Genomic DNA, 18,103 nt, shown 5'->3' with positions numbered 1-18,103 from the left:
AATATTCTTCTAAATTCATAGTATTATACTAGTCTGATATTGTAAATCGAATATCGCTTTCTCTGCCTCCTTCAATAACTACCTGAGAAGCTTCTGCTAATACACGATTATAGGAATTAAACATCCACACTCAAACCCAATCATTATATAGCACAATAAAAAAGCTCGCATAAGCCTGTTTACACATTGTTTTTCATAGAGAGTGACCTACCCCACTCCTACGGTTTGGATGATGTTAATACAGGCTCCTGCGAGCTTTTCTTCAAAAACTTGCCCCTACTCATATACGGTTTACCGAACATCACATAAGATTAAAATAATACGAAAAGCCCGAGCATTGTCATTCTGCTCGGGCTTCTTGGGATGCTCTCTTATTTCATATTATACTAAAATAATCATCTTGTTTATAAGATCGGTCATAGCGTCGCCAATCTCTTTGGCAATAATAGCTGAAAAAGCTTGAGTTGCAAATATTTTTTTAAAGGTGTCTTGCATCTCTCGCATGGTTTGGTCATAGCTGATAGGCTTTTGATAAACCCCATCAATAATTTTCCTGATTTGTTCATTGCCATATGATAAATTAAAAGCTACTTTATCCATAACCATATAATACTTCTCACTAGAACTAAAGTATTGGCGTATAGCTTGATGTAAAATCTGAGTATTTCTTTGTTTATCAGACCACTTACTTATGAGTGCAGGATTTATATCGCAGAATGCAAGGTCTTTATAGTGTTGATTCTTATCAAATTCTTGAACCAAATGCTCCAATTCTATATCTATAAGATTATCGACTACCGTACCAATAACCTGTGATTCATAAAGTGTAAGAAAATCAGGGATTTCGTTACATAGAATTTTGTTCAACATAGCTTTCATATTGATGCTAAAGTTACCGTAGACATTAGCTCTAGTCGTATGACCTTGACCCCTTTGCAACTTATTATAATATGCAACGACACTTCTCCCACTAAGAGTATATTTTGTTGTTATGGTATATCCATTCACGACGGAATTGTCCTCAGTAAGGACATTTTGTATTGAATTGAAAATATTAGAAATCATTTTGCCTTCAACCTTCATCTCTACAGCTGGAGCATCCGCATCAATAGCAGTAACAAAGAGCGGGGTTTCAATACCTTCAGGTAGAATCCGTTTTTGTGTTTCACGAATTATTTCATCTATATTCTGATATAATCCAGTTGGTGTAAAACGTTCAAACTTATCACTGCCCTGATTTTTTAGTGCACGTTGTATGGGGTCAATCCCCTCATCCAAATATCTTAATGATAGCCACATTCCATTTTTCTGCGGAAGTTTAGTTAAATATCCCCTGATATTTTCCTCCATATTATCAATTGCACCGAGAATAGTTGCGTCATAATCATCTTGCTTAAGTACAACTGTTTCTTTGTTAGATTTATTAACAAGGTTTCCGATGAGTCGATCAGCCTTTGTGAATATAACATTAACTGGAACATCCAGTTTAGTAGCTTTAGAAAGTTTCTCTGCAATTGCATCACAACTTTCTGCAATGACATCATCACGTTCTTCAAGATTCATCAGCAACAAAATACTATCAGGACTACAATTTAATGCAATGTCCAATGCATCTTTAATGGAGTTACTATCCATTCCGATCTGAGTAAGTCCCATGGTATCACGTAAACAAAATCTCAGTGGAATGTTTTCATCTGACCTAGTTATTATCTCTGTTCTTGGTCTGCAAGCCAAGGTAATATCCTCAACAATTAAGCTGAATGGTTCGAACGGATCAAATAGTGTTTGAAGAATTGTTCCACCATACATAAAGATATCGTCTTCATTTGCACTGTAATCATGTATTCCTCCAAGTGAGTTATCTTCACCTAATAATAGATTCAAATTATTGGTAATATTCTCTCCTATATAATCAAGCCACTTAAAATATCTAGCTAATAAGTCATCAGAAATACTCCCCCAAATATCCTCAAAAACCATTCTTCTAATTTCGGATATTTTTACTTTCTGCTGAGCCAGTTCCTTCTTCTTTACCTTTACACGTTCTGAGAACGATGGCTCTGCATTCTCAATTGCACATAAGACATCAGCAATTGATTCTTTAAAATCCTCAATGGAAATCTGCTTTTCCATCTTCCCTAAATGATAGGCTGCATCTTTCGGTTCCAGAATATTCTGGAACCACTCAACATCAATGGAATCCAAAGTGTCCTCTGTAGACAGTTCGTTACTCGCAAATAGTTTTGCCAGCTGTTCAAGAATTTCGATATGTACATCCTTTGCCGAAAAATCTTTGATCCTAATACGCATGGCAAAATGCTCATCTTTTTCAATACGCTCATCGAATGCAAAGTTGCAAGGAATGATTGTGGTTTGGCTCTTGTCTCCGATTCCCACAGTGATAAACCCAATTATTCTATGATTCACCAACACATAAACCAAGGTACTCTTGCCAGATGTCGATGGTCCAATGACCACAATTGTTGGTGCTGACTTACTGCGCTTCAAAGCCTCTCTCGGCATAAGACTAGCAAACTTTTTTCTTTTCATAGTAAAAAACCTCCTTATTGGAATATAGAGATATGTCTTCCAACAAGGAGGTTTACATAGTGAAAAACCGTGCAAGTATGCACAGCATCATCGTAAAACCTCATGATTGCCGCATACAGGGAATCCTCGTAAGTTAAGGAATGTGTACTGGTTTATGATTTCACTCAGCGTTTTCGTGAATGCGCTTCTTGTGAAGATCATATCTCTTGTACTGATTTTATTGGAATAAGAGAAGTTTGTCAAACCTTTAGCTCATGATAGCTGAAGGAGCATGTGTACGCAGCTTTCTCATGGGAATGTGACCCAGCCCTAACCCATGGTCCTCATGCTGTAAATACAGGCTCCTGCGAGTTTTTCTTCAAAAAACTTGCCCCTATTTATGGTACGGTTCACCGTGACTAATCTTCACCGCGAGGTTCACCATTGACTTAAATCAATGAAGCTCCTGTGCCCGTATAGTACAATGTAACCACCAATCAATAGAAGGAGGTAATGTTGATGTCTGCTACAGTGGCGCGAATTGCCGGTATTTCAATCATTCTGATGGCGGTCGCCGCCTCGCTCTCGTATGGATATATTCATGGAAGTCTTGTCGTGGAGGGGGACGCGGCCGTTACCTTTGGCAACCTGAAGTCTTCCCCCATGCTGTTTAGAGCTGAAATTCTGGGATGGGTTCTGATCATAGCCTGTGACATCGTAGCCGCGTGGGCATTATATACGGTTCTGAAGCCTGTGCATCCGAGCCTGTCTATGTTGGGCGCATGGCTGCGTCTATCCTATACGGCGGTTTTGGCGATTGCCGTCTCCAGCCTGGTTGTCGTCTCGCTTCTTACAGACAGCAAGGGCCAGGCGCTTTCCGGATTCACGTCTGATCAGCTGCAGTCAGGGGTTGTGCTGTTTCTTCGAGCCTTTGAAGCGATATGGTCGGTCGGTTTGATTCTGTTTGGGGGGCATCTGCTGATTATAGGCCTGCTGACGTTCAAATCGGGGAATATACCGAAGATGATCAGTGTTCTGTTGCTGCTGGCTGCGGCCGGTTATTTCGTTATCCATCTGTTCCGCACCCTTGTTCCCGAGTATGAAGATCTCATTAAAGTGCTTGAATGGGTGTTAATGCTGCCGATGACCGCGGGAGAGCTGGGCCTTGGGATATGGCTGCTGTTCAGAGTCCCGGCTCCTCGTATTCGCGATAAATCCGCTTCTTGATCCGGCTCAGCGACTCCGGCGTCATCCCGAGATAGCTCGCCAGCTGATGCTGGGGGACCCGGCTGAGCAGTCCGGGTCTTTTTTGAACCAGAGTCTTCAAGCGCTCTTCGGGGGAAGAGGCAATAAAAGCGGCGAACTCCTCTTGAACCTGACCGAAGTTTTCCTCAATCATCCGGCGTGTCATGGTTTCCAGCTGCGTATATTTGGCGTACATTTCCCTCTCGTTGTCCAGCGGACCGACAACCATTACGCAGTCCTCCAGACAGGTCAGGGTGTACTCTGACGATTTATCCGGCTTATGTGCATTAAAGATGGAGATCGCCTGCTCCTCCGTGTAGAAGTTGGAGGTGATTTCCCGCCCCATGGCGTCAACTGCATGCTGCCGCACACACCCCTTCAGGACGAAATAGCATTTGTCGGGAACCGCTCCCTGTCTAAGCAGAACGGTTCCTTTCCTGTATTCTTCGACAAGAATTTCATCCAGAATCACGTGCTGCTCTTCTTCGCTTAAGGAGCTCAGCCGAGTCATATATTTGAGTAAAAGTTGCTTCATTTTACAGTCGTCCTCCCTCTACAATCATTGTTAGTTCTCATATATTCTGCCATAGTCTTTTCATATTAACAATCTCTATAGAAAGAAGCTGTGCTCATCAATGCATAATATCCTCCGATAACGCTCAACCTACTGGTTAGTGCTCTTAACGGGCGCATCAACTACCAGGAGGCGATACACTAATGGCAAAACCGGATAATCGGGCAGATAATGTCGAGCATTTGCAGCAAAATATTCAGCATACACTTCGGAACTTAAATGAAGCTGAGGATTATTTAGACGAATTCTCTTCTGAAATCAGCAGTGAAGAGCGTAACCAAATCGAAGAAAAGAATGAACGGCGTAGAGACAGTATTAAGGGCTTTCGCGAGGAAGTTAAGGACGAAGCAGCGCATTCCCAGGAATAGATGAACAAAGGCGATCAACCCCAATGTTCAAACGGGGAGTGATCGCTTTTTCTGCGGTGGATAAGAAGCTCCTACTTAAATTCTGTTAGTACTTGGTTGCGATCTTCACTTGCCGCATTCTTCCAATAACAGCCAGCATTAGCAAAATAGCCGTAGCTAGCAGGTAATACCGATATAACCCTAGGTCAAGAGATTGCTGTGAGGCTCCCATGAAATCCATAACTTCTAATTTGTTCAGAGGACCCAGATACCACATTAACATAAATATCACCTGAAAAATCTTGCCATTTCCCGACCATACACCTAAAGCTACTGCTAACGTTGGGATAAATAATCCTCCTACTGCCATCGCCTTTAGACTTTCCCATTCACCTGCGATAAGAAAATGAATGATAGCCCCGCTGCCTGTCAAATAAGCAACGATAATTCCGGCTAGCCACAATACTATAAATTGATTCCGAATCGGATGCGTGGCCGTAAACATTAATTGATGGGTACGGTGATACGTTTCATTCGTGCCCATTGCCGACCAGATCAGAATAGGCCAAACCCAAGTAATGGGTGCAACAAATTTTAATACAGACTCCATTGGCAACAACAACCCCAGTACGATCAAGACCCATGCGATCAAGTACCACCAAAAACGTAACCCTTTGAGCATAAGACGCAACTCCATAACTAATATCGTGATGTAATGGGATCGCCCCTGTACATTAGTATAGGGAGTTAACTTTATTCCACTATCATTCATATGCACAGAGATAATGTGCGGCTCTGCTTTTCTAAATTCACTGGGTTTACCTTTTTTATTAATTTTGGAAGAACGCGTCAGATCAAAGCGATGAAAGAAGATTGAAGCCACTGCTACAATCACTACTGCCACAGCTAACCAAATATAACGTTCTACAAACATCTGCATAGTCCAATGTACACCTGTCCAGTCGTATGTTAATAAATCCCCCTTGAGCGGGCTCATCCCAGAGACATGGCCGCCATTGCTATGAGGAAGCCCCGCATTGGCCTCACTCGATAGTCTGGTAAGGATCGGAGAAATCCCCAATATATCCTGGCTTGAATGAATGGCTGTAGTCGAAAATTTAAGCGAAATAATCCATAACACAAAATAAATTAAATTACCCAATCCCTTACGCAACAAAGGTACCGATTCAAATAAAATTGCAATTGAAGCTACCAAAGCCATAGTTGGCAATGTGGAATACAAAAATGGAAGCGATAATTTCAGCAGTTCAACCGTATAACTCTCCCCTCTAATCAGTTGCATGGCAAGGGCGGATACAATTAATACAGCAACAATAGACATCAAGAGAACGAAGTTACTCCACATTTTACCCATGGTGTACATCCACCTTGTAATCGGAGTCGTTGCTATAATTTGTCCCACTCCCGTCTGCACATCTCGTTCAATCGCATTTTTCACTAGAAAGAACGCTGGAAGACTTAATAGCATGGAGGCTAATATAGCTATTGCACTGCCGACCCAATCGGAGTTATATATGCCGCGCATATTGTTTAGTGATAAGGTTAAATAATTCTCATTACTTGAAGGTATAAATTTAAACACGATAAAAATGGATACAAGTACTGTAATCAAAAAACTGTATCTTCGGACCCTTTCTAAATAATCAGCTTTCATCATCTGAAATAGAATACGAAGCGATGTCATGCTGTTGCCTCCTGCTTTTTTGCCGAAATGCAATATAAATACGCGTCCTCCAAAGTTGGTGTCACCAAGTGGCTTTCAGCTGAAGGCTGAATATCGGCAATGACTTTCATACGTACCCCTTCACTGCTCTGAATAGTGCTGCTGATTAACAATTGCTTACGTACTTCCATCCATGTATCACTCGGTATCAACCACTCCCACACTTTCCCCTCCGCCGCAGCCAATAACTCACTCGGAGCTGCGTGTATCACGAGTCGGCCTTGATTGACAATAGCGATGTCTGTTGCGGTCGCTTCGACGTCAGATACAATATGCGTTGATAAGATTACAATCCGATCCCCTGACAATTCCGCTAAAAGATTACGAAAACGAATACGTTCTTCAGGATCAAGCCCAACCGTTGGCTCGTCTACGATTAACAGCTTAGGGTCGTTCAATAAAGCTTGGGCTATTCCTACACGTTGCTTCATCCCTCCTGAAAAGCTATGTAACGGTTTTTTGCGAACCTCATGAAGATTAAGTAAAAAAAGTAATTCATCAATTCTTTTTTTGGCGATTTTATGATCCAACCCTCTAATCGCTGCTAAATATTCCAAAAACTCAACTGCATTTAAATGAGGATATACGCCAAAATCCTGTGGTAAATAACCGAGTATGCCTCGCACAGTATTAGGATCCTTAGTAATATCGATGTCATTCCAGCTCACCTTACCCGCTGTGGGTTGAGTAATGGTTGATAGAATTCGCATCAAGGTTGATTTTCCAGCACCATTCGGACCTAACAATCCCAAAACACCTGTATTGATCTGAAGGGATAAGTCACGGAGCCCGTAAGAATCCCCCTTGTATTTCTTGCTTACGTTTTCAATGGTTAATTTCATAATTCCCTCCTGATGTATCTAGTAAAAACAAAGGGCTCTCCTATAACCTCAAGGGAGAACTCTAACATACGTTCATTGGGTTTGACGACGCCAAGGATGCTTTCCCCTCAAGTTTCACTAAGAATATTTTAGAATTTAAATATTTAAACGTCATACCGTCAGGAAACATTCGCGGGGAAAATAAAAAAGAGCATTATCCCTCAACATGAGATGAGGGACAATGCTCTTTTTTATTTGGCTCTATTTACTTGATTTGCAAGATACTTTACTCTTCTTGGAATATCTCCTTAATCCCCTCTAGTTCCCGGGGTTTAATTCCGGTAGGTAAAGAAAGTGGGGCAGCTTGCCCCCACGCTTCTATATGCAACTATACCGTATCCCGCCACCCAAAAGATAACGCGGCAGGATTCACTTCATGTTGTATCTAAGAATAAAGACACAACAAAAATTTGTATTAGTGGAGTCAATGATTTCATAGTATAATCTAGGAAATTATTCAATTGAAGGGCACTGCTTTCCTGGCTATGCCGGAGACAACCCCGCTGCTTATTGCGGGGTTGTTTTTATTTTTCATGAAAGGTGGAGGTTAACATGACTGAACTACAAGAATCAAGAGCTATCTTAACGAAAGAAGACCTAGTTAATCACTTTAAAAGCTACGGACTGATGGAAGGACAAAGCATATTTGTGCATACTTCGCTAAGCAAGCTGGGGTTTGTCGTTGGAGGAGCCGAAACGTTAATTCGGTCTCTTCTAGAAATTGTTGGAGAAGAAGGAACCTTGATGATGCCTTCCCAAACCTGGAAGAATCTCGATCCTTCAACGGGCGTGCACTGGAAAGAACCTGTAGAATGGTGGCCCATTATTCGGGAACACTGGCCTGCCTTTGATAAAGATATTACCCCGGCAATCGGTATGGGCGTCGTGGCCGAAATGTTTCGCAAATGGCCGGGGGCCAAAAGGTCGGATCACCCTGCACGATCCATAGCCGCGGTAGGCAAACATGCTGCATATATTACAAACACTCATGATTTAAGCAATATTTTTGGTGATGGCTCCCCGTTGGATAAATTATATCAACTGAATGGTTACGTGCTCTTAATTGGCGTAGGCCATGATAAAAATACATCCCTGCATTTAGCCGAAACCAGAGCCGACTTCCCTGGGAAGCAAATGGTCAACGAAAGCAGTGCGATCATGGCTGACGGGACTCGCAAATGGGTGACTTACAATACCCAGGCTATGGACGACAGCGATTTTGTCTCCTTAGGGGAAGAATATGAGAAAGAAAGAAATCTGAGGGTACATCGAATCGGGAATACCGATGTCCGATTTCTGGAACAAAAGCCGCTAGTCGACTGGGCCACGGCCTGGATGGAGAGGCATAGGGTCTAATCACATCCAACTGTACGGCAGACCTCTTTCACTAAAGATGTGTTGGGACTAGTGCGGTGCTCCAATCAGGCAATCAACAGGCCCGAAGGAATCTCTATGGGTGCAACAAGTACCGTCAGTCTTGAAGAAAGGCTATCCTTGCATAGGATAGCCTTTTCCTTGAGTGAAAATATAAATGATCTCTGTATCCCGCTTACGTCAGCAAAATGCCAAACTACGACAAAAAAGCTACATCGAGGATAGCACGTCATTTCCTAGTGGACTACAATTTCTGTTGTTCCAATAAACTAGTTTCTTCTTCAATCCGAGTAATATCAATACGCTCGAACAATAGCTTTAAGTTCTGGATTTTTCGGTTAGCTGGAACTGAAGTCAACCTCCAAACCGGTGGTTCAAGTGTTAGGAACTTTCCTATTTCTTCACAGGAGAAGGGAATAAACGGGTGCAGTACATTGGATAAATTCACTATAATTTGCACACATGTGTTCAGTGTATACCCACACGCTTCTCGGTTTTCCTTAATCTGTACCCATGGCTTTTGTTCATCAAAGAATTTGTTTGCTTGGCGAACGTAAGTAAAAATCAGCTCAATGGCTTCCTTTAGATGACCATCTTCAATTAAGGCCCCGGACTTAACGTACCCATCCTCAATAGTTCTCTTCCATTCTTCACTAAGATTACCGTCTGGAACGTATCCCTCAAAAGACTTGTCGATAAAAGCCAATGTACGATTAACCAAATTCCCAAATGCGCCAAGCAATTCCCCATTGTGGCTATGGATGAACTCCCTCCATGAGAAATCAGTATCCCGGTGCTCAGGCCCGTTTGCTATTAAAAAATAACGAATGGAATCCGGTTGATAGCGACTCAACATGTCCGGTACCCATACCGCCCAATTGTTACTTGTCGAAAACTTTTTTCCTTCTAAGGTCATGTATTCACAGGATATGATTCGATCTGGCAAATGGAGATCCCCCACACCTAAGAGTAGCGCCGGCCAAACCACTGTATGGAAAGGTATATTATCTTTACCATGTACATAATAAGCGATTGTTTTCTCCTTCCCTTCCAACCAGAAAGATTCCCAGCTACCCCCTGTCTCTGCAGCCCACTGCTTGCTTGCCGATAAGTAGCCGCTGACCGCTTCGATCCAAACGTAGATTTTTTTATCTTCGAACCCTTCAAGCGGTACATCTACACCCCAGGTTAAGTCCCTGGTTACAGCACGATCTTGAAGTCCTTCTTTTAAGTAGCGTCCAGTTAACTGTATAGCATTTCCTTTCCATCCTTGAGCTTGTTTGGCATACTCGGTCAATTCAGCTTGGAATCGAGAGAGCGCAAGGTAATAATGCTCTGTTGGACGCTGGGTGGGGGGATTCCCACAAATCTTGCAAGTCTTGTCTGACAGGTCTTCAGGATCTAACAGAGTTGAACAAAAATCACATTGATCACCTCGGGCGCGGTTCCCACACACAGGGCAAATCCCTTCAACGTATCGATCCGGTAAGAATCGTTGATCTGTTTCACAATAGGTCTGCTGTATTTCTTTCTTGTACAAATGTCCATTTTCCAATAAACTCAAAAACAATTCTTGAACTACATGATGATGAAATTCTTGGTCAGTACGTGTGTACAAATCATAAGTAAATCCCAGTTGCTTAAAACACTCGGCAAACTCCTGATGAAATCGATCTGCAATATCCCCTGGAGTGACACCCTCTTTAATGGCCTGGACTGCGACAGGTGTACCGTGGCAATCACTCCCTGATACGTACAATACCTGTTCTCCCTTTGCCCGAAAATAACGTGCTAGCACATCTCCTGGCAATAAACTTGCCAAACGTCCCAAATGCAATGAACCGTTCGCATAAGGCCAAGCTCCGCCAATAAAAATATTTGCCATGAAAACTCCCCCTTTTTTGACACACAAAAAAACCCTCATCCCAAAGGGACGAGAGCCTGCGCTCACGTGGTACCACCCAATTTTATTAATGCCTTGCGGCATTAACCTCTTCAGGTACGACGCGTTTCCCGCGTTTATACCCTAGCACTGTAACGGGTGCGGGTTCCGGCGCAGTCTACAACCACATGAGGGTTCGATGCGCAGCTCAGAGACCATATTCCCAAAGTTATTCTTTACCCCTTTTCAGCAACCGGGGCTCTCTGTTAAAAGACATCACCGTGGTACTCTTTCTCTTCATAGCTTTTGTTTGCATATTCAAGTTATTGGAAATTATACTGAATATGATTTCCTAAGTCAAGGTTATTATTGTGTTAATCCCCGTTGCCTCCTGTTAAGGACCGAGAGGCCTCTATTTGTACTGAATTTGGCTAATGCAGTACTGTTGCGGACTGAGGAGCCGCTATTGAAGTAACTTTGCCTCGTTTGAGGCCTGAATTCATACAATAACGGCCATACGGTCCGCCACAGCCAAAAAGTAGGCGAAATCGCCTGAATAGAGGCTATAGGGTCCGTATAAACAGCACTACCAAACAAAAAACCGCCCGGAGGGCGGTTGGTTTATGCGAAGGATGGTTTTCTGTCGTCTACCTTGCCGCTGATGCGTTTGACATATTCCTTGTCAGCGCCCTCTTCGGAAGGTCCAATATACACGGTGGTGCCGGAATGCTTGGTCCACTGTCCGCTGTCCGCTTGGTTCACCGGCTCAGTTGCGGGTTTCAACCGGCTGGACTTGCGGGTAGATCCGGTGATCCGGGCGATGTCTTTGCGTGAACGCTTGTTCATGGCGAATCCCCTCCTGCCAGGTTTCTGATCGTAATCAACAGCTCATCGTTATCTTCCACAATCTTGGCCAATTGCTCATCCGTTAAAGTATGATTGCCTGTAATATGAACCGATAACACATGATTCCTATCTAAAGGATAGCATAGGATATATACCTGCGCAATCTCGTGGCGGTCAAAAAACGTCCAATTTCCGCTGCGGAAGGCGTCGATCACATAAATCCGCTGCTCTCCTTCCGTCTTGCCTTCATTGTCACTAATGTGGAACGAGCGGCCACGCCCGACATTCCCGCCCACCTGGCGGATCAGTACCCCGGTCTGTTTCCAGATGGCCGCCCCGGTTACCCGGAACTCCGCAGGAGCCAGGAGTGCGTTGCGGATCGCCTCCGCGTATGCCGAATATCGTTCACCGGCATCTACAATGGTAATATTACGAATATACTCCCAGAAAAAATGCAAAATGCTCTGCTTGCGCCTAAGTGCCACTTCAGGATTCAGAAACACCTTCTCTGCTTCCATCGCCTTCTTGATCTCTCCACAGGCCGTATCCACGGCTGCCGCATATTTCCCGTCACTGCGCCTGCCATAGCTCAGCAAGGTGAGTCCAGCCAAATCCGAGAGCAGATGGTATTCGGAAACATTCGTATCCTTGATCAGATCATTGCGTTCAGCCAGATCCCTCGGAATGAGGCAGAAGACCCTTTTGCGGCCCAGCCTTCCCCAGAACAGGCCCATTTCAAATACCGTATTATCCCTCGTAATAAACACAGTCTTGTCGCGGATCAGCGCCACATCATCGGCAGCAAATATAAATACGCCAAAATCATTGCCGTTCAGCTCATCCTCCAGTGCTTCCATGGTATAGCTATTGGCGCCAAAGGTGCCTGCGTACCAAGGGTTTACTTGAGCAGTATATTCCAGCTGCGAGCTGACGGCACGGGCGTAGTCGATCGCTTCGCGGGAGCAGCCGATAAACACATTCGGCTTACTATGGGTTATTGTCAAGGTACCGCTCTCCTTTGAGAAGTGATTTATCCTATATTTGTAAGTATACAGGCAACTCCACAAGGGGGAAAGTATTCTTGCTCGTGTCTCCGGCAAAGCAGTGATTTTTACAAATCAATCGCATTAAATACAGCCTTGCTTCGACAGATTACTATTACGATCAGCAGCAGATTAATGCTTACTTGCAGCAGCAGATTAATGCTTACTTGCAGCAGCAGAATCCCTATGCTTGTGCCTGTTGAGAATTCGATACTATTCAGTGCCCAATATCCGGGTAAGATGTATTTTACATAGGGTATATAATTCATAATTGAGAAAACTGCATACATGAGCAGGACAAGGACCACGGATACAACCATTCTAAGTTTCGTAGAAAAGAGCAGAACCAGGTAGCATAATAAGAGAATGAACATATACACACCTAGAATAAGTACAACTTCTGATAATAGGCTCAAATTCATTTCAACGGGTAAATAATAAATCGATCCATAAATGAAAACGGTACCATTTTCCCACGCCATTTCCCAGAGCTGGCTTCAGCTAAATTTAGACCCGCATGACGAAGTAAGGCATTTCCGTGTGAGTAACCACTAAGATCACCAGCTTCTCCTAACACACCGGCTAGAGTGGTTACATTTACACCTCGAATGGTAAGTAACTTTTGGGCATAGGGAATGCGCTCCAATACGAGATGTACTTCGTGTTCAATCTGCTCAAGCTGGTGATGCGCCAAGTTGTATTCTTCGAGCAGTTGACCCAAGTGCAACTTGTAGGCTTGTAGCGCCTTTGTAGCACCAACGCTGCGTTTAGCTAGTGTAATAAGCTGCTCGGCCCGCCGTAAACCTGCATGACGTTTTACGTATTGTTTCCAGCCGGCAATGACTTGCTCTGTCGTTAATAGTCGGGAAACATTTAATGGCGGTATTCCTCAAGATAAAACAGGTAAATGGAATCAGGCATCCAGTTGGGGCGGCTGGCCTGGAGACCATTGGTTTAGAACAGGTTACAATGGCCAAACTGGTGTTGTCATTTATATGGTTAATAAGGGATACTTTGTTAAACAATCGAGTGAAAGTCAAGTGAGTGCAGGAAGTATAATGTATTGGAACACGACAAGTCATGTCGCTTTGGTGACTTATGGTGATGGAGTTAAAATTATGTATACTCAACATGGTGCTTCGCAGACTAAAGATACAGTATACAGAACAGAAAATGCTTCTTTTTATACGCCTTCTAGTAGTATACTGTAGTATATTGAAATAACTTTATTTCAGCTTAGAAGAGGAGATAGGAATGAAACAAATATTAATAATTTTCCTAGCTATTATTCTTAGTGTCTCTTTAGTTTCTTGCAGTAATGAGTCGTCAGCCGAGAAACAAAACTATACAGGGTATATTGCTTTGGAGGGAAATGTGCTCAAAATAGATGATTTCGAGTTTATTGACTCTGAAGACGAAGATAGAGTGAAAGAATTAGGGTTGACGATTGAAGATATGCCTAATGGCTACTACATTCACAATATATCTGAGGATATAAAGTCCTTCGCTGTTGACGACAATACAGAATATACATTTTATGATACAGGGACTCTGTTTGTACAAGATAAGGATAGTGATAGAATCTATACCACGAAAAGCAAGCAGGAATTTATGGCTTTTTTGTATGGAGATAATGAGGAACCGTTGATAAATCCGTTTGAGGTTTATACGCAGGGAGAAAAAGTAATTTCGATTAAAGAAATATTTGTTAATTGAAGCACCAAGCCAAAAACGCAGAGACTGCCGATGGATATTGTCGGCAGTCTTTTGTTTCATCTTAGCTTAATGCTACAGGAGAATTGGTGTTGAGGCAGAAAAAACATAACGTCGACGCTAGAGTAAATCATGAAGTAACAACAATTGATGTAAAGTCATTGAGTATGGAAGACGGAGAACCAACTTATACAAATACTTTATCTATTCCCCCAGGTTCTGGTTATCTTAAGTTATATGCCAATAATAATAACAGTCAACCGTATCGGATAACACTTCAAAGTGTTGATTATCCTCATTTTAGATGTTCGGAAGAAAATAAAGTATTAGACTGGAATCTAAACAGCCGGCAGCGATCGGCAGCGGTCACGATGCCAGCAGCTGCTCGATACTTCAGCTCACGCTCCTAATTTTCTCTGGACACGCCGGGCGCGATGATTGGCCACCGGCTACACCGGCCAGCAACTCATCGAGGCTACTCAGTCTAATAATTTATTATCTGGTTCGTTTCTTGTTGAGGCTCACTTGATGCCTCAGACTAACACTTATTTCTCAAAATCTGACGCTTTTCAAAAACGAAAACCGCATCAAATCAACAACTCCGGTCTAGTACTTTCTTTTCCTCATACAGTAGCTCCGATCCGAATAAGCACTCCAACCGAAGATCTGATTCCTCCCCTCCCTTCACTTTCCTCTTAGCATATCTGAAATCTTACTTTCTAGTATTTCATAAAATTTGAGTATGTACGTTGCGATTCCCTCTTTATTATTTTCATCCATTTTATCGATAGACGTTCTGAATACTAAACCTCTTGTTTCTTTCAATGAACTTTTTTTCAAGAACCCTTTAATGTTTCCACTAATTGCATCCAAAGCCTCTTCGTCTATACAATAATGAAATCAAGATTCGTATAGCTTCTTTCATCAGGAGGATCGGTTTCCACCTAATTTCTCCTCCTTGAAGTCATTAGTATATTGACATAACGCCACAAGTCTTCAGTCAACCTGATGCGTATTAAATATTCTTCAAAAGAAGTTATTCATATTCGGCTCCTTTCTTGATAAAATGTAATATTTAGCCAGTAAAATATACCACTATTTTCTACGTAATTTAATGATTTTTATCATTTCCAAAAATAGAGAAATAGAATGAATCTTCGTTACTACTTAGAGCCCCCTTGTGTTCCTTGTGTTACTCGTCCGAGCCTGTCATACCACACGGCGCGACAAGAAGGCTAAGCATAACAAAGGAAGGCTGTCGCCCGTAACCAGCGATTAACTTTCAGACTATTAACGGACTCAGGAACCCCTATTTGCTGTAAGAAGGCTGTTTTGCAGCTCTAACGGACTCAGGAGCCCCTATTCAAGCCGAAACCCACTAGGTAAGGCCTGTTTTTCCGATATAGAGGCTATGCGGTCCGTTACATTCCAAACCAGCGCAGAAATGAGGAAACAGGAGCTATACGGTCCGTTAGGACGTGGGTTACCTGAAGTTCGGGTGGGGGAGGGTTTGGATTACGGTAGTGCGATCTCCTAACCTTCGCAAGTAAACCTTCTATATCCTCGCAGGGTCCTAAGTAGTAACGAATCTTCCTATTAATGTCATAGGTACACCCTTTTTATTCCTGTAATAGAAAAAAACCCCGCCGAATTCGGGCGGGGGTGGTTCCTGTGCATATCTTTAGATTTTAAACTTCTCAACCAGCTGCTGCAGCTCTTTGGCGCTGAGCGTATTCTCATCTGCCATCGTGGCTTCATGCAAGGTTTTCTCTACGATATCCGCCGTTTTGACCGCGATATCCTGCACTCCGATCGCCCCCTCATTCACCGTGGCCGCTACTTCACTCACGGCTATGGCAATGCTCGACACGGTTGTGCCGAGATGGTCAGCGGCTGTCTCGAACTGGTTCATCAGCTCATTCACCATTGCGGCATCACTGTTATACTGCTGGCTGACTTCCGTCAGCCGTTCGTAATCACCCAGCACATTCTGGTCGATGAAGGCGAGGATGGCTTGGGAGTTGTCCTGCATCTGCTGCACAGAGGCGGTTACGCCACTGACCACCCCGCGGATTCCCGAAGCGGTCTCGGAGGATTTCTCAGCCAGCTTACGGATCTCACCTGCCACCACGGCAAAACCTCTGCCAGCTTCGCCCGCACGGGCAGCCTCAATGGCTGCATTCAGCGCGAGCAGATTCGTCTGGCTGGTAATCGACAGTATCGTATCTGCAAGCACATTGATCTCCGAGATCGTGTGCGATTGCTCTATGGCCTTCTGCATATCAGCCTTTACCGATTGATACAGGTGCTTCGCGTTGTCTATCGATTGAACGGCATCATGCTGAAGCACCAGCGCCCGCTCGGTAATCTGCCCGGACACCTCAGCCCCTTCACGGACCCGGCTGGAGATCTGCAGCACATTATTCTCGATCTCGTGGATGGCCGCTGTCATCTCCTGGGTGGACGCCGCCGTCTCCTCCATGCCTGCCGAGAGCTGCTCGGCGGTTGCCGAATTGTCATGGGCATTCTCCCTGACGTCATTCGACAGCTTCTCCAGTGTTACCGCATTATCCAGCACCTTGGACGAGATGGCAATCAGGCTTCCGGCCATTTCGCGCAGCGAGCTGCGCGTGCGGAACATCGCTTTGGCACTCGTGCCGGTTTCATCTTTATTCTTAATTAAGTGCTCATACTGGGCATCATATTTCAGATCCAACTCGGCGGTACGGTTAATCATTTCAGTTAATTTCACAATCGGCGAAGAGATTCTACCAGCTATCAGGACCCCGATAATCAGCGTCAGCAGCAGACTGCCCAGTCCCAGCAACAGGATATAGCTTGTCATGTTATCAACAGGCAACATAATTTCCTGCAGATCGCCCGTAAGCACCAGCGTCCACTGAGTTTCAGGGAGAACGGTAAAAGCCGCTTTTTTGTCCATTCCGTTAAACGTATACTCAATCACCCCAGCCGCGGGTTTCTCTCCTGCCTTCACCCGTTCAACGACGGCCTGTATCTGCTCATTCTCCACCGGCAAACCTACCTTGGTCTCGTCCGGATGATAGAGCATATTTCCCGTCTCATCGACGAGATACGCGTAAGAGGACGGAGCATTGGCTACCTTGGAATCTGCCAGATAGGTAATCAGACTGTTGGTAGTAACTGCCGACGCCACGAACCCGATCATTTTGCCGCCACTGGTCACCGGATGTACAAAAGCCAGCACGTAAGCACCCGTAGCTTTCGATTTCAATGTCTCGCTGATCCCGGGCTGTGCGCTCTTCAAGACGTTGATCGTATAATTCCGTTCACTGAAATCCGTCCCCACCAGCTTCGTATCACTATCCGCGACCGCAATACCTTGCAGGTTCGCCACAAACATATGCTCCAGATTGCCGGCATCCTTAACCTGCTCCTGCAGTTTGGTATTCACAGTGTTCTGCAGCGTTCCACTGGAAGCCAGCCCGCCGTTCTGCGAACTCAGCAGCAGCTGCTTGATCTCGGTCTCACCGGCCACCAGCGCTATGCTTCTCTTCTCCTTCTCAATCATGGCTTCGATTGTTTCCGCTTTGTTCGTGGTCACCTGGTTCATCGAAGATTCGGTCAAGTCCAGAATGGTTTCAGATGACTTATTGTAGATAAAGACCCCCATAACTGCAGTGGACAACAGGGTTACACCTATCATCATGATTGATAATTTCATTCGAATCTTCATCTGGGATCTACATCCTTCCGCCTCATTCATCTTTAGTGTTCGATACATAGCCAGGACCCAATGCAATTACATTTATTACAATTAATATCGGAAATGAGCAATAGATAATGAATATATTTAGCACGTATTTTCAAAAATAAAATCACTTTTTGTCGAATTATGACTTTATTTGTATGAAAAAAGCAGAACAGGCCCGTTTGCCCATTCTGC

At 43.9% G+C, this 18,103-nt stretch carries 14 protein-coding genes, 1 pseudogene and 1 other annotated feature; of the genes and pseudogenes, 5 read left to right on the top strand and 10 right to left on the bottom strand.

The window, feature by feature from the left end; genetic code table 11:
- Positions 1-381 precede the first annotated feature (381 nt).
- A complete protein-coding gene (locus tag B9T62_RS06650; protein ID WP_087914550.1) occupies positions 382-2,550 on the bottom strand; it encodes a hypothetical protein in 2,169 nt (722 codons plus the stop codon).
- Positions 2,551-3,048: 498 nt separating this feature from the next.
- Between B9T62_RS06650 and B9T62_RS06645 the strand changes: the two genes are divergently transcribed.
- A complete protein-coding gene (locus B9T62_RS06645) occupies positions 3,049-3,756 on the top strand; it encodes a DUF4386 domain-containing protein (protein WP_087914549.1) in 708 nt (235 codons plus the stop codon).
- On the opposite strand, the gene B9T62_RS06640 is transcribed toward B9T62_RS06645, so the two are convergent.
- Complete coding sequence (locus tag B9T62_RS06640) at positions 3,713-4,309, bottom strand: Crp/Fnr family transcriptional regulator (RefSeq protein WP_087914548.1); 597 nt, start codon at positions 4,307-4,309, stop codon at positions 3,713-3,715. The genes B9T62_RS06645 and B9T62_RS06640 overlap by 44 nt on opposite strands.
- A gap of 182 nt (positions 4,310-4,491) precedes the next feature.
- Between B9T62_RS06640 and tlp the strand changes: the two genes are divergently transcribed.
- The gene (tlp, locus tag B9T62_RS06635) at positions 4,492-4,716 is read left to right on the top strand and encodes a small acid-soluble spore protein Tlp (RefSeq protein WP_087914547.1); all 225 of its coding nucleotides are present in this window, start codon (positions 4,492-4,494) and stop codon (positions 4,714-4,716) included.
- An 85-nt stretch (positions 4,717-4,801) separates the two neighbouring features.
- On the opposite strand, the gene B9T62_RS06630 is transcribed toward tlp, so the two are convergent.
- Positions 4,802-6,400 carry an ABC-2 transporter permease gene (locus B9T62_RS06630; RefSeq protein WP_087914546.1) on the bottom strand — a complete coding sequence of 533 codons (1,599 nt, stop codon included), beginning with the start codon at positions 6,398-6,400 and terminating at the stop codon, positions 4,802-4,804.
- A complete protein-coding gene (locus B9T62_RS06625) occupies positions 6,397-7,281 on the bottom strand; it encodes an ABC transporter ATP-binding protein (RefSeq protein ID WP_087914545.1) in 885 nt (294 codons plus the stop codon). Before B9T62_RS06625 ends, B9T62_RS06630 begins: the two co-directional genes overlap by 4 nt.
- A gap of 591 nt (positions 7,282-7,872) precedes the next feature.
- Here B9T62_RS06625 and B9T62_RS06620 point away from each other — a divergent pair.
- On the top strand, positions 7,873-8,676 hold the full coding sequence (locus B9T62_RS06620; protein ID WP_087914544.1) for an AAC(3) family N-acetyltransferase: 804 nt from the start codon (positions 7,873-7,875) through the stop codon (positions 8,674-8,676).
- A gap of 262 nt (positions 8,677-8,938) precedes the next feature.
- Here B9T62_RS06620 and metG read toward each other — a convergent pair whose 3' ends face one another.
- From metG to B9T62_RS41690, 5 genes and pseudogenes are all read right to left on the bottom strand, one after another.
- On the bottom strand, positions 8,939-10,579 hold the full coding sequence (gene metG, locus B9T62_RS06615; protein ID WP_087914543.1) for a methionine--tRNA ligase: 1,641 nt from the start codon (positions 10,577-10,579) through the stop codon (positions 8,939-8,941).
- Between the two features lie 41 nt (positions 10,580-10,620).
- Positions 10,621-10,886 (bottom strand) — a binding site (T-box leader).
- A 311-nt stretch (positions 10,887-11,197) separates the two neighbouring features.
- Entirely contained in the window at positions 11,198-11,422 is a 225-nt protein-coding gene (locus B9T62_RS06610; protein ID WP_087914542.1) for a hypothetical protein, read from the bottom strand.
- On the bottom strand, positions 11,419-12,426 hold the full coding sequence (locus B9T62_RS06605; RefSeq protein ID WP_342746158.1) for a TIR domain-containing protein: 1,008 nt from the start codon (positions 12,424-12,426) through the stop codon (positions 11,419-11,421). Before B9T62_RS06605 ends, B9T62_RS06610 begins: the two co-directional genes overlap by 4 nt.
- Before the next feature lie 107 nt (positions 12,427-12,533).
- Entirely contained in the window at positions 12,534-12,734 is a 201-nt protein-coding gene (locus tag B9T62_RS06600; protein ID WP_157685482.1) for a hypothetical protein, read from the bottom strand.
- A gap of 194 nt (positions 12,735-12,928) precedes the next feature.
- A pseudogene (locus tag B9T62_RS41690) lies at positions 12,929-13,324 on the bottom strand (transposase); the annotation flags it as partial.
- Between the two features lie 395 nt (positions 13,325-13,719).
- Between B9T62_RS41690 and B9T62_RS06590 the strand changes: the two are divergent.
- On the top strand, positions 13,720-14,181 hold the full coding sequence (locus B9T62_RS06590) for a hypothetical protein (protein ID WP_087914540.1): 462 nt from the start codon (positions 13,720-13,722) through the stop codon (positions 14,179-14,181).
- 89 nt (positions 14,182-14,270) lie between these two features.
- On the top strand, positions 14,271-14,588 hold the full coding sequence (locus B9T62_RS38755) for a hypothetical protein (RefSeq protein ID WP_157685480.1): 318 nt from the start codon (positions 14,271-14,273) through the stop codon (positions 14,586-14,588).
- Positions 14,589-15,859: 1,271 nt separating this feature from the next.
- On the opposite strand, the gene B9T62_RS06580 is transcribed toward B9T62_RS38755, so the two are convergent.
- Positions 15,860-17,893 carry a methyl-accepting chemotaxis protein gene (locus B9T62_RS06580; protein WP_087914538.1) on the bottom strand — a complete coding sequence of 678 codons (2,034 nt, stop codon included), beginning with the start codon at positions 17,891-17,893 and terminating at the stop codon, positions 15,860-15,862.
- Between the last annotated feature and the right edge of the window lie 210 nt (positions 17,894-18,103).

It is taken from the genome of Paenibacillus donghaensis, assembly GCF_002192415.1.
In the GTDB taxonomy this organism is placed as follows: domain Bacteria; phylum Bacillota; class Bacilli; order Paenibacillales; family Paenibacillaceae; genus Paenibacillus_AQ; species Paenibacillus_AQ donghaensis.
Note: the sequence above shows the minus strand (reverse complement) of the source record. Positions and strands in the feature narration are given on the sequence as shown.

Excerpts from the sequence above, each read along its gene's own strand:
- B9T62_RS06630 (WP_087914546.1), bottom strand. The coding sequence starts at position 6,400 with ATGACATCGCTTCGTATTCTATTTCAGATGATGAAAGCTGATTATTTA.
- B9T62_RS06610 (WP_087914542.1), bottom strand. The coding sequence starts at position 11,422 with ATGAACAAGCGTTCACGCAAAGACATCGCCCGGATCACCGGATCTACC.
- B9T62_RS06645 (WP_087914549.1), top strand. The coding sequence starts at position 3,049 with ATGTCTGCTACAGTGGCGCGAATTGCCGGTATTTCAATCATTCTGATG.
- tlp (WP_087914547.1), top strand. The coding sequence starts at position 4,492 with ATGGCAAAACCGGATAATCGGGCAGATAATGTCGAGCATTTGCAGCAA.
- B9T62_RS06620 (WP_087914544.1), top strand. The coding sequence starts at position 7,873 with ATGACTGAACTACAAGAATCAAGAGCTATCTTAACGAAAGAAGACCTA.
- B9T62_RS06580 (WP_087914538.1), bottom strand. The coding sequence starts at position 17,893 with ATGAAGATTCGAATGAAATTATCAATCATGATGATAGGTGTAACCCTG.
- B9T62_RS06650 (WP_087914550.1), bottom strand. The coding sequence starts at position 2,550 with ATGAAAAGAAAAAAGTTTGCTAGTCTTATGCCGAGAGAGGCTTTGAAG.
- B9T62_RS06625 (WP_087914545.1), bottom strand. The coding sequence starts at position 7,281 with ATGAAATTAACCATTGAAAACGTAAGCAAGAAATACAAGGGGGATTCT.
- metG (WP_087914543.1), bottom strand. The coding sequence starts at position 10,579 with ATGGCAAATATTTTTATTGGCGGAGCTTGGCCTTATGCGAACGGTTCA.
- B9T62_RS06640 (WP_087914548.1), bottom strand. The coding sequence starts at position 4,309 with ATGAAGCAACTTTTACTCAAATATATGACTCGGCTGAGCTCCTTAAGC.
- B9T62_RS06600 (WP_157685482.1), bottom strand. The coding sequence starts at position 12,734 with ATGAATTATATACCCTATGTAAAATACATCTTACCCGGATATTGGGCA.
- B9T62_RS06590 (WP_087914540.1), top strand. The coding sequence starts at position 13,720 with ATGAAACAAATATTAATAATTTTCCTAGCTATTATTCTTAGTGTCTCT.